This is a genomic window from Psychrobacter sp. ANT_H59, from assembly GCF_008369225.1.
Lineage (GTDB): Bacteria > Pseudomonadota > Gammaproteobacteria > Pseudomonadales > Moraxellaceae > Psychrobacter > Psychrobacter cryohalolentis.
Genome location: NZ_VOBE01000002.1, coordinates 268,935 through 281,214, shown reverse-complemented (window position 1 = coordinate 281,214; position 12,280 = coordinate 268,935). Strand labels below are relative to the sequence as shown.

Here is a 12,280-nt window from a genome sequence, read left to right as displayed (position 1 = left end):
GCCACCTTGCGATAATTCATAAGGTGGCTTTTTATGGTTTGGTCAATATGATTTAAGCTATCTCACCGCAGACAAAGCCACTTGCCCACGCCCATTGGAAGTTATAACCACCGAGCCAGCCTGTGACATCCAGCACTTCACCAATAAAATACAGACCATCTTGATAATTACTTTGCATAGTCTTTGATGAGACTTCATCAGTCTTGATGCCGCCACGCGTGACTTCAGCGGTACGATAGCCTTCGGTGCCAGAAGGTTTTAGCTGCCAACCATTAAGCGTTTCACCAAGTTCAATTAAACGCTCATCTTTAATATTGGCAAGCTCTTTGTCTTTAATGTCATCCCACAGAGTCGTTTGTAGCGCCGCAAGCAATTTTTTGGGTAAGGCATTGTCTGTATAATCCGCCAATACCGTACGGATAAGCTGTCTTGGGTGTGATTTTTTATGTGCAAGCAATAGCGCGGTCATATCGATATCAGGAAGCAGATTGATACTGATGGTTTCGCCTGTCTGCCAGTAGTTAGACAGCTGCAACATGGCAGGACCAGAGAGTCCGCGATGGGTAAATAGTAGTGGCAATTTAAATGAGATGCGATCATTGCTGGCAATCACAGGGAGACTAATACCAGCAAGCGTACGAATTAGCTCGCCAGTTTTATCAGTAAACGTAAAGGGCACTAGGCTTGCATCAGTCGTGATAAGGCTATGACCAAATTGCTGTGCCAACTCATAGCCTAACCCACTCGCACCCATGGTTGGAATAGACAGTCCGCCCGTTGCCACGACCAGTGACTCACAGTGAAAGCCTGTTTGCACAGGCTTAGTGTTTTCTGGAGCCTCTTTTTTCTCTTGCTTTTCTTTTTTGCTCAGCGCTTTACTGGTTGATAATTGAAAGCGTGCCTTCTTATCGTTTTCGAGCGCTTGCACGCTGTCGACTTGAGTGTTGAGCCTGACTTGTACACCGACAGCGGCACATGCATCGAGCAGCATCGTCAAGATGTCTTGCGCCGAATCATCGCAGAATAGCTGACCATGCTCGCGCTCATGGTAGGGTATTTTATGCTGCTCAACCATACCGATAAACTCCCAACTCGGATATCGACTAAGCGCTGATTTACAAAAATGTGGGTTGCTACCAATAAAATGCTCAGGCTCCACAAAATAATTGGTAAAGTTACAGCGCCCGCCACCAGACATAAGGATTTTTTTGCCGGCTTTATTGGCGTGGTCCAGTACTAATACACGGCGACCACGGCGACCGGCGGTTAATGCGCAATATAACCCTGACGCACCAGCACCAATGATGATGACATCATAATGCGAGTATTGTGAGGCAGTACGGTGCTTGTCCATGGTCGGTAGTTCCTGATTTTAAAAGAGCAAATAAGTCTTATAGAGCCTATTGTCATATAAAGAATGGCGATATCAATTATAGCGCTTGATATCAGGTTGCTATTGTCCATGTTTTATAACAGGTTACAAGGATTAAATAGCATTGTTGCAACTGCATTTAAAAAAATAGCGGTAAAAAATACCAGCCATAGAATCTGCACTGTTAAACATACTGATGTGATATGCAATTGTTGCGATTAGTGGTTGATGCCTTGCAACCATTCAGCATATTTGTCAAACTGTCTTTGAGTGTCACCATTATGGAAGATGACCCTTATTGCCTGTGCCAATCCTCGCTATCAGCAATGTTTGCCACAGGTCATAATAATTAAAAAAGGATGAAGCTCATGACTCAAAAATCATTTCCCATTGCGCCTGAATTCCTCGCCGCAGCCAATATCACCGCCGATCAGTATTTTGAAAAATATAAGCAATCGATTGCATCAGCTGAGGCGACAGATGCCTTTTGGGCGGAGCGTGCCGAGCTGATTGATTGGATAAAAAAGCCCACCAAAATCAGCGACGTCAGCTACGACTTAGAAGACTTTCGCATTAAATGGTTTGAGGATGGCGAGCTGAATATTTCAGTCAACTGTCTGGATCGCCACGTCAGAAATAATCCCTATAAGCCTGCCATTATTTGGGAAGGCGATCATCCTTCCTTGCATAAAATCATATCATTTAAAGAACTGCATGAAGCCGTTTGTCGCTTAGGTAATGCCATGCGCAAGCTTGGGGTCAAAAAGGGCGACCGCGTTACCTTATATATGCCGATGATACCAGAAGCGATGGTTGCCATGCTGGCGTGTACGCGTATTGGCGCCGTGCATTCGGTGGTATTTGGTGGTTTTTCCGCTGAGAGCTTGGGTAATCGTATCATTGATAGTCAGTCTAAGCTGGTCATTACCGCTGATGAAGGTATTCGTGGTAACAAGCGTACGCCACTCAAGGCTAATGTCGATCGCGCGCTAGATATGGATGGCACTGACAGTGTCAGTAATGTCATCGTCGTCCATCGTACAGGCAATTCAGTACCGATGAGTGGTCGCCGTGATATCTGGTATCACAGCTTGGTCGATGGTGAGTCGCAGCACTGCGAACCTGAAGTGATGAATGCAGAAGACCCGCTGTTTTTATTATATACCTCAGGTTCAACAGGCAAGCCTAAAGGCGTGTTGCACACCACAGGTGGCTATATCACTTATGCGCTGTCCACGTTTCGTGATGTTTTTGATATCAAAGATGATGACGTATACTGGTGTACCGCAGATGTCGGTTGGGTGACGGGTCATACTTATGCTACTTATGCACCGCTTGCCAATGGCACCACGACAGTGATGTTTGAGGGCGTGCCAGAGTATCCGACATGGGCGCGCATTGGGCATATTATCGATAAACACCAAATTACCGTTTTATATACTGCACCGACCGCTATCAGAGCCATGATGAAAGAGGGCGATACCTTTGTCCGTGAGTCGGATCGCTCAAGTTTGCGCTTACTTGGGACGGTTGGTGAGCCAATTAATCCTGAAGCATGGGACTGGTACTATCATGTCGTCGGTGGCAGCAAGTGTCCGGTTGTCGATACTTGGTGGCAGACAGAAACGGGCGGTATTATGCTCGCGCCAATACCGGGGACGGTCGCAATGAAGCCGGGCGCGGCGATGAATCCTCTATATGGCATCGTCCCTGAAGTCATTGATACTGATGGTGTTGCGCTTGAAGGTGCTGCTGAGGGTAATTTGGTGATTAATAGTAGCTGGCCCGGTCAGATGCGTACCATTTATCAAGACCACGCGCGGTTTTTAGCGACGTATTTTACCGAATATCCCGGCTATTATTTTACCGGTGATGGGGTACAGCGTGATGAAGATGGTCACTACTGGATTACTGGACGTGTAGACGATGTGCTCAATGTGTCAGGGCATAGACTGGGCACGGCAGAGATTGAAAGCTCGATCGTTGCACACCCAGCGACGGCAGAGGCAGCTGTTGTAGGAATGCCACACGACATACGCGGTATGGGTATCTGTGCCTTTGTTATCTTAAAGTCGAGTGAGACGGCAACTGAATCACTAAAATCGGAGTTAAACCGCCATGTGCGCTCTGAGATTGGTCCGATTGCCAATTTAGATGCCATCTATATGGTTAATGTACTACCCAAAACCCGCTCTGGTAAAATCATGCGCCGTATTTTGCGTAGTCTAGCGGCAGGACAGTATGTTGGATTGGGTGATTTATCTACCCTAGCTGACAGCTCAGTCATTAACGAGCTAGTCGAAGTGGTCAAGACAGAACGGGCAAAATCACATTGATTGTTCAATATCAATAAAATTTGAATAGGCTCAATGCTTAAAAATGACTGGAAGCTAAAGTATAAAAGCCATGCTATAAAAGTAGCATGGCTTTTTACCGAGATATCATGGATATAGTCGGTCCTAAATAAAAGAAATACAAGCATTATAAAGTACTACTGGGGTTAATTTTTCTTGCTTGCTGTGTCTGCGCAGACAGAGGCTGCAAATAATTAACCCTAGTAGTTCTGTACCCTTTTAAAAATGGATTAACTATATTAGCAGGCTTTAGAGGTTCAATATTTTTTAGAATAACCCCCTTACTTTCACCTGACTACTTACTATTTTGCTAAATATTTTATAAGGTTTATTGTCATTATGACTGATTCTACTTTGCATACGACTGAACAATCCATACTGAAAATTGCGATTATTGGCGGGGGGTTGACTGGTTTATTTACGGCTACTTTATTGGAGCGCGCGTTTACTCAAGACAATGCTAATGCTAATTTTAAAAACCAGTCGATCGTACCAAACATTGTTATTCTTGAGAAATCCCGTAGCGTTGGTCGTTTAGCAACACGCTATCGCATGGACAGCGCAACGCATAAAAACTGGCAATGGGCATTTGGCGCGCAGTTTTTTACTGCCAAAACTGCTGACTTTCAGCAGTTTATCAAACCATGGCTACAAAGTAATTTATTGCAGCCATGGTATGCCAATGTGGTGGACTTAATACCTTCTGACGATGCCGCTCAGAATGCTGACATACAAGCCAAGGAACAATGGAGCAGTACCCAAGCGCGTTATATCAGCACGCCCAAAATGACCAGTTGGGGTCGTGCCTTGGCTGATGAACTAAAGCATACAACTATAAACTTTAAAACTCGTGTGGCGCCATTACGCAAAGAAGATTTTGTAGAACAAAATGAGGCTAATAACAAAACTGAGCTGTTTGATGAGAATGGCAACAGCCTTGGCAGCTATGATTGGGTAATTTGTACAGCGCCCAATGGTCAAGCTGTAGAGCTGATGGCGGATAGCAATTTTAAAGAGCTTGCAAAAATTAGCGAAGCACAGATGCAGGCCTGTTATACCTTGATGCTTGGGTGGGATAAAGAGCAGTTTTTACCTGCTGCATTAAACACGTCACCCCCTTTATGGGATGTGGCTTATGTGCAGGATTCGGTGCTCGATCGTATCTTTATTGAACATCAAAAACCTGACCATGGCAGTCTATTACCAAGTATCACTATTCATGCTCGCAACGATTGGTCGGAGCAGCATGTCGATGACGATATAGAAGCTGTAAAAGCAATCTTGCTACAAGCAGCAAAGCAAGCGTTGAGTTGGGATGAGAATAGTACGCCAAGCCAAATCGATTGTCATCGCTGGCGTTATGCTGCAACCCTTAAACCGCTTGATAATACAGAGTTTGGTATTTTAGTTGATGAGCTGCGTCAATGGATTGTCAGTGGCGACTGGTGTGGACAAGGTAACATCGAAAGCTGCTATCAGATGGCAAAACAAACCGTAGCAAAAATCTGCGCTGACTAAATCAGTTGAAAACGATGATTGAAAGTGTGTTTTTTAAAATGGTAAACAAGCTCATAACCAACACTAAAAATTAAAACGTTTATCGTTATAAGAGGAGGTAGAACGCTATGTCTGGATTTGATATCGATATGGAGCTGATGCAATTTCATTTTTTTCAATTGGGAATTGCCTTTATTCTTTCCTTACCGATTGCACTGAACCGCGAGATGAAAGACAACGGCGCAGGGCTTAGAACCTTTCCTTTAGTGACCATTGCTTCCTGTGCTTTCATGCTCGTTGGTATGGATATTTATGATGCGACTGGTGAGGCGAGAATCATGTATGCCATCATCACCGGCATGGGTTTTATCGGTGGCGGCGCGATATTTAAAAATGAACAAGGCTCAAAAGGTACAGCAACGGCAGCAAGCCTTTGGAATACTGGCGCTATTGGTATCTCAGTCGCTTATGGGCGTTATGAAATTGCGATTATCTTGTCTGTGGTTGGTTTTTTGATCTTGCAATTCTCTGAGCCGTTTAAGTCAAAAGAAAAGCTGTAGAAACCAATGAAAATACTGCGAAGCGATGTATAAAGGAAAGGACACCCAGCGAATAAAACGACTGAATAGCGGGTAAAAAAAGAGCCCACGGAGGAGATACCGTGGACTGAGGAAAACTTATCATGCGATCAAATGAAAAATCATAAGCCACAAATAAATTGATACAAATTTATTATTATTACTAGGGGTTGTTCTTATTATTTATATTTGGTTGAAAAGAGACAGTTCAAGAAACTCTTACATCTGCTTACAGTTTTTAGTGTACAAGTGTATCGATATCATCGGCTCATGATAACCGACATTCCGCTATTTTCCTAAGCTTGCTTACATGTTATTACGTTTTAGACGATGTATGTATGGATGTATCTAGGCATTCAACAGTATTAAGATGTTTTTGCAAAAAATAGCGATAAGGAACAGTGATAAAAATCAGCTATTACTCATTAAAATGGCTAAATACGCCACATCTAGGATAAAAATTGCTCAATTAGAAAAATATACGCTTGGCATAAACGATACCTACATAGAGGGCATGACGACTTGGCTGAAAAATGCTAAGCTATCCGTCATTATTAAGTCAATATTAAACTGGGTTTGCCATGACTGAGAGCACGCATTTGCATCCGCAGGAGCCGTCAAGTACGCAGAATAACAAAAGTATTTTTAATTTGCCCAATAACCTGACGATTGCGCGTATCTTGATGATTCCGCTATTTGTTGCGATTGCCTATTGGCCACCTGCTATGGGGATCGGCATGCCAGCAATCTCTGACAACGTGATTGCAAAGGTTGGTATGAGTGACTTTAGCGACAGTCTATTGCGCCATTTGTTATTAACAGGCGTTTTTATCCTAGCAGCTATTACTGATTGGCTCGATGGCTATTTTGCTCGTAAGCTCAATGTGGTATCAGCCTTTGGTCGATTTTTAGACCCCGTCGCTGATAAGCTAATGGTGGCAGCCGCGCTCATTATCTTAGTACAATGGCATCCCAATATCATCATGGCGATAGCAGCAATTGTGATTATCTCGCGTGAAATCGCCGTATCGGCATTGCGTGAATGGATGGCAGAACTGGGTAAAAGTACCAGTGTGGCGGTATCTTATGTAGGTAAGCTCAAAACCACCTTTCAGATGATAGCGATTACGGTGCTTTTGTTAAATTGGGAATCGCTTGAAACCATCGGCTATGTATTGATGGTAGCGGCAGTGATTCTAACCTTATGGTCGATGATGATTTATCTTAAAGCTGCGTGGCCGTATTTAAAGCAAAGTGGGTAAAAGGTAGCTAAATAGATAGCGGTTAAATCTTATACTTTTATTCTAAAACTATAAAGCCCAGTCAATAAAAAACGCCAGTCGCATCAGCCACTGGCGTTTTTTATGATAAAAATTTTGTTTTTATCTATTTATTAGTTTAATGATAAATTATAAAGAAACGGAAAAGGTCTCGCCCATATCTTCAGCAGTTTTGCCGTCTTGTACGGCTGCCGCTGCCATCTTAAACATATTCACCACTGTACTACCGCTAAGCCAGCATTCGGCACCATGAGGAACTACTTTAATCAATTGTACGTTTTCATCTTCTTTACCATGCTCAAAAAAGGCATTGTAAACTGGCGACCAAAGCTCATCCAATTTAGCTTTGTCTGTCGGTAATTCAGCGTTAGCACTAATAGAAACAAAGTTCTTTTCATCCTGAGTGGCATAAGTCAGCCCGATTCTTGCATCATCCTGAATATCTTTGACGACATCTGATTTTTTATCGCCGATAAACCAGATCTCTTTATTATCGAGATTGACCTCACTTGTGGTCATCGGCCACGCATGGATATCACCTTTTTTATTGCTGGTACTCATCATGGCAAATTTCACGTCTTTGATAACGCCTTGGATTTTATCGAGATGCTCTTGGTTACTCATGGTGGATATCCTTTTTCATTATCGTAAATAAATTTTGAATTTATAGTTGTTAAGGAAATAGTTGTTAGGAAAATAGTCTTAAGGGGTTAGTGTAGACAAACCGTTTATTTCATAAAAACTGGCTTTATAAAAACTAGCTGGTCAAGAACTGCTATCTAGAATAGCGATTTCTGCTGGGCTATTTATATAGGTTGCCCGTAAGGCGATGTGAGGGTTTGTAAGGATTATAAGCTTTAGGTAAAAATTGTGACGCTGGGCCGTCAGCCTTGCTGTTTTGATAGCAAATCGTCAGTATTTGCTCAATGCTTTAGCATAATATTACCGAAGCAATTGGCAATTTATCTTGGTTTTGTCCTGCTTATTACAGGGCTTCTTGTTATAATACGCGAACCATTTACTTAGCATGGCAGAGATGCCTGTTATTGCCTATATCCTATGGAATATGCCTTTATGATGACCATCGCCGGACAACCGTTTCTTACCGATTTTCAGACGCAGCAACTCATCAGTCAGTTTCAGCAAAAAACCGAGCTAAATGTCAGCCAAATTCATACCCAGCAAGTGTATGTGTTATCACGAGAACTCGAAGGTGATGAGCATAAAAAAGCGCTAGACTTACTTGCTGTCGACAGTGGCACTGTCCTTGAAGCCCCAAATAGCAATCAACTACAAGTTATCGTTGGTCCACGTTTTGGTACGATATCGCCATGGGCAAGTAAAGCGACCGATATTTTTAATAACTGTGAAATTGCCATTAATCGTGTTGAGCGTGTCATTGTTTATACGCTAACCGTCGATGGAAAAGCAGACGGCGAAGTGAATGCAACGCTACCTAAAGCCGCTGAGCAACTATTATTTGACCGTATGACGCAAAGCTTGGTTTATGATTTAGATAAGGTCAGTCATCTTTTTGACGATGAAAAGCCGGCATCACTGAATCATATCGATGTGATTGGACAAGGTCAGTCGGCGTTAGAATCAGCCAATAAAGAATTTGGCTTTGCGTTGTCGAGCGAAGATATCGACTATCTGATGAATGCTTACGTCAATGAACTCAAGCGTAATCCAACGGACGTTGAGCTGATGATGTTTGCACAGGCAAACTCAGAGCATTGCCGTCATAAAATATTTAACGCTGAGTGGACAGTTGATGGCGCGGTACAGCCAAAGTCACTGTTCCAAATGATTAAGAATACTTATAAAGCCAATCCTCAAGGCATTTTGTCTGCTTATAAAGACAACGCGGCAGTGATGGCAGGCTCTAAAGGAATGCGTTTTTACCCGCTTCCTGTTTCTAATACTGACGATGCCGCTGACGCCAACTCTGCTCATATTTACGATTTCCATCAAGAAGAAATCGATATCTTAATGAAGGTCGAAACCCATAACCATCCAACTGCTATCGCGCCTTATGCGGGTGCAGCGACAGGTGCGGGCGGTGAGATTCGTGATGAAGGCGCAACTGGTCGTGGCGGTAAGCCAAAAGCCGGTTTAACTGGTTTCCATGTGTCACATTTACATATCCCAGAAATGGTTGAGAAGTGGGAAACGTCAGGTCAGTTAAGTACGCAGGATTATGGTACGCCAGATCGTATGGCAACCAGTCTTGAAATTATGACTGAAGCACCATTAGGCTCAGCCAATTTCTCTAACGAGTTTGGTCGCCCGAACCTTTGCGGTTATTTCCGTAGTTTCCAATTGGATACGTCAGCGGCAAAAGATGGCAGCCAAATGCGCGGCTATCATAAGCCAATCATGCTTGCAGGTGGTTACGGTAATATCAAACGCAATCTGATTGAAAAAAATGCCATTCAACAAGGTGATTTATTAATCGTCCTTGGTGGCCCTGCGATGCAAATCGGTCTTGGTGGCGGTGCGGCATCTTCTGTCGATAGTGGTTCATTAGATGAAGGCTTGGACTTTGCATCAGTTCAGCGTGATAACGCTGAGATGGAACGTCGCTGTCAAGAAGTGATGGATCGCTGCTGGGCGCTAGCTGGTAATGACGTTGATGCAAGCAATAATGGTAAAGATGGCAACCCAATCGTCTCATTGCATGATGTTGGCGCAGGTGGTCTATCAAATGCGATGCCAGAATTGGTCAATGACCATGAGATGGGCGCGGTATTAAATCTACGTAAAATCCCATCGCTAGAAGCTGGCATGTCGCCAATGGCAATCTGGTCAAACGAAGCACAAGAGCGTTATGTGCTAGCGATTCGCCCTGAGAGCAAAGATCAATTCGATGCCATCTGTGCTCGTGAGCGCTGCCCGTATGCCATCTTGGGTGAAGCTACGGAAGTACGTCAACTGGTCGTTAATGACGAATTACTGCCTGAGCAACCAGTCGATATGCCGATGCAAGTATTGCTTGGCGGTACACCACAGATGAAGCGTAGTTTTGAGCGTCAAGAAATTACCTTGCCAGCTTTAGAGTTAGGCGAAGTCAATTTAGCTGAATCAATCAAAGATGTGCTACGTCATCCGACCGTTGCTAGCAAATCATTCTTGATTAGCATTGGTGACCGCTCTATCACGGGTATGGTTGTGCGTGATCAGTTCGTTGGTCGCTATCAAGTACCCGTTGCTGATTGCGCCGTTACGGCTTCAGGCTTGGTTGCCTTAGATGGTCAGCCAATGAGCGGTGAGGCGATGAGCGTTGGTGAACGTACGCCAGTAGCTCTGATTAATCCAAAAGCTTCTGCTCGTTTGGCAGTCGGTGAAGCCATTACTAATATCGCTGGCGCACGTATTACTCAGTTATCTGACATTACTATGTCAGCGAACTGGATGGCAGCGTGTGGCGATGATGCAGAAGATGCAGCATTGTTTGATGCCGTACATACTGTTGGCGAAGAATTATGTCCAGCATTAGGTATCGCCATTCCAGTTGGTAAAGACTCGCTATCAATGCGTGCCAACTGGACGGACGAAGACGAGAACGGCAGCACGGATAAATCAGTCGTTTCACCAATGAGCTTGGTTATTACTGCTTTTGCACCTGTTGTTGATGTGGCAAAAACCTTAACACCTGAGCTAATCAATGGTGATAGCGCGTTTTATCGTATTGATTTATCTAAAGGACAATTGCGTCTCGGCGGTTCAATCCTTGCGCAAACTCTAAGCCAATTAGGTAATGACTGCCCAGATTTAGCGCAGCCAAGCGACTTGGTCGACTTCTTTAACTTTATCCAAGCGGGTAACGCGCAAGGTGTTATCAGTGCCTATCACGATATCGGTGATGGTGGTTTATTAGCGACCATCGCTGAGATGCAATTCACCAGCCGTCAAGGTATCAAGCTGTCATTAACTGATGATAACTTACTCGGTCAACTGTTCAGTGAAGAGCTGGGCGCAGTCATTCAAGTATTACCAGAAAAAGTCGCGGCGCTAATGCAATTGGCAGAAGAGTTTAACGTTGCTGACATGCTGAGCCTCGTTGGTCAAAGCTCGGAAGAAGACAGCTTACTTATCCAAACGCCAACGCTCATGGGTGATGACACTTTACGCTTTAGCCGTACCGAATTACAGCAAGCGTGGACGCAGGTCAGCTATCAAATCGCGCGTCGCCGTGATAACCCTGCATGCGTACAGCAAGAGTATGACTTGATTGCTGATGCTAGCCATCAAGGTCTAATCGCTGCACCAAACTTTGATCTCAATCAAAAAGTTGAAGAACCATATTTAGCCAGTCGTGAGAATAAACCAAGAGTTGCTATCTTGCGTGAGCAAGGCGTCAACGGTCAGACGGAAATGGCAGCAGGCTTTACCCAAGCTGGCTTTGAAGCGGTCGATGTACACATGAGCGATCTACTGAGTGGTCGTATCAATCTACGTGACTTCGACGGTCTGGTCGCTTGTGGTGGCTTTAGTTATGGTGATGTACTGGGCGCTGGCTCTGGCTGGGCGAACTCTATCTTGTTCCATGACGAGCTACGCATGCAGTTTGTCCGCTTCTTTGCCCGTCCTGATACCTTCTCACTAGGTGTCTGTAACGGTTGTCAGATGATGGCTCAGTTAAAAGACCTCATCCCAGGTGCAGATAATTTCCCACGTTTCATCGCTAACCAATCGGCTCGTTTTGAAGCGCGTACGGTCAACGTAAAAATCGAGCGTACCAAGTCTATCCTGTTCAAAGGTATGCAAGACAGCATCTTGCCAATCGCTGTGGCGCATGGTGAAGGCTATGCCACGCTAGACAACACAGAGATTGACGGTATGGCTAAACACGGTCAGCTCGCCATGCGTTATGTCGATAGCCAAGGTCATCCAACTGAAACGTATCCGCTCAATCCAAACGGTTCTGTCGGTGGTGTCACGGGTCTGTGTAGCACTGACGGTCGCGTCACCATCATGATGCCGCACCCTGAGCGTACGCTACGTGCCTACAATCACAGCTGGAAACCAGAAGAGTGGGACGAGGACGGCGCGTGGATGCGTATGTTCCGTAATGCGCGGGCATGGATTCGTTAAGATACAGGCTAAGTTGTTTTAGGGTATTATTTTAGACAGCTGTTTTTTAAAATGAGAAGGTGGGCGCAAAACTCACCTTTTTTGTGTTTGGGATTTGAGTTT

Annotated in this window: 8 protein-coding genes; 6 read left to right on the top strand and 2 right to left on the bottom strand. The window is 44.4% G+C overall.

From position 1 onward, the window contains the following. Window positions 1-52: 52 nt before the first annotated feature. Complete coding sequence (locus tag FQ083_RS04240) at window positions 53-1,354, bottom strand: NAD(P)/FAD-dependent oxidoreductase (RefSeq protein ID WP_149408960.1); 1,302 nt, start codon at window positions 1,352-1,354, stop codon at window positions 53-55. Window positions 1,355-1,575: 221 nt separating this feature from the next. On the opposite strand from FQ083_RS04240, the gene FQ083_RS12625 reads away from it, so the two are divergent. The 5 genes from FQ083_RS12625 (at window position 1,576) to pgsA (ending at window position 7,063) form a co-directional block, all read left to right on the top strand. Then, a complete protein-coding gene (locus FQ083_RS12625) occupies window positions 1,576-1,725 on the top strand; it encodes a hypothetical protein (protein ID WP_181209436.1) in 150 nt (49 codons plus the stop codon). A 15-nt stretch (window positions 1,726-1,740) separates the two neighbouring features. Then, window positions 1,741-3,708 carry an acetate--CoA ligase gene (gene acs / locus FQ083_RS04235; RefSeq protein WP_149408959.1) on the top strand — a complete coding sequence of 656 codons (1,968 nt, stop codon included), beginning with the start codon at window positions 1,741-1,743 and terminating at the stop codon, window positions 3,706-3,708. Between the two features lie 357 nt (window positions 3,709-4,065). Next, the gene (locus tag FQ083_RS04230) at window positions 4,066-5,244 is read left to right on the top strand and encodes an NAD(P)/FAD-dependent oxidoreductase (protein ID WP_149408958.1); all 1,179 of its coding nucleotides are present in this window, start codon (window positions 4,066-4,068) and stop codon (window positions 5,242-5,244) included. 107 nt (window positions 5,245-5,351) lie between these two features. Beyond that, window positions 5,352-5,783: an MgtC/SapB family protein gene (locus FQ083_RS04225; RefSeq protein WP_011512578.1), complete on the top strand. Its 432-nt coding sequence runs from the start codon at window positions 5,352-5,354 to the stop codon at window positions 5,781-5,783. Window positions 5,784-6,382: 599 nt separating this feature from the next. Beyond that, window positions 6,383-7,063 carry a CDP-diacylglycerol--glycerol-3-phosphate 3-phosphatidyltransferase gene (gene pgsA, locus FQ083_RS04220; protein ID WP_011512579.1) on the top strand — a complete coding sequence of 227 codons (681 nt, stop codon included), beginning with the start codon at window positions 6,383-6,385 and terminating at the stop codon, window positions 7,061-7,063. Between the two features lie 147 nt (window positions 7,064-7,210). On the opposite strand, the gene FQ083_RS04215 is transcribed toward pgsA, so the two are convergent. Next, window positions 7,211-7,705 carry a pyridoxamine 5'-phosphate oxidase family protein gene (locus tag FQ083_RS04215; protein ID WP_149408957.1) on the bottom strand — a complete coding sequence of 165 codons (495 nt, stop codon included), beginning with the start codon at window positions 7,703-7,705 and terminating at the stop codon, window positions 7,211-7,213. A gap of 450 nt (window positions 7,706-8,155) precedes the next feature. Between FQ083_RS04215 and purL the strand changes: the two genes are divergently transcribed. Next, window positions 8,156-12,178: a phosphoribosylformylglycinamidine synthase gene (gene purL, locus FQ083_RS04210; RefSeq protein ID WP_149408956.1), complete on the top strand. Its 4,023-nt coding sequence runs from the start codon at window positions 8,156-8,158 to the stop codon at window positions 12,176-12,178. Window positions 12,179-12,280 lie beyond the last annotated feature (102 nt).

Bases quoted from the DNA above. Each gene is read 5' to 3' on its own strand.
- FQ083_RS04240 (WP_149408960.1), bottom strand. From the start codon at position 1,354: ATGGACAAGCACCGTACTGCCTCACAATACTCGCATTATGATGTCATC.
- FQ083_RS12625 (WP_181209436.1), top strand. From the start codon at position 1,576: ATGCAATTGTTGCGATTAGTGGTTGATGCCTTGCAACCATTCAGCATA.
- acs (WP_149408959.1), top strand. From the start codon at position 1,741: ATGACTCAAAAATCATTTCCCATTGCGCCTGAATTCCTCGCCGCAGCC.
- FQ083_RS04230 (WP_149408958.1), top strand. From the start codon at position 4,066: ATGACTGATTCTACTTTGCATACGACTGAACAATCCATACTGAAAATT.
- FQ083_RS04225 (WP_011512578.1), top strand. From the start codon at position 5,352: ATGTCTGGATTTGATATCGATATGGAGCTGATGCAATTTCATTTTTTT.
- pgsA (WP_011512579.1), top strand. From the start codon at position 6,383: ATGACTGAGAGCACGCATTTGCATCCGCAGGAGCCGTCAAGTACGCAG.
- FQ083_RS04215 (WP_149408957.1), bottom strand. From the start codon at position 7,705: ATGAGTAACCAAGAGCATCTCGATAAAATCCAAGGCGTTATCAAAGAC.
- purL (WP_149408956.1), top strand. From the start codon at position 8,156: ATGATGACCATCGCCGGACAACCGTTTCTTACCGATTTTCAGACGCAG.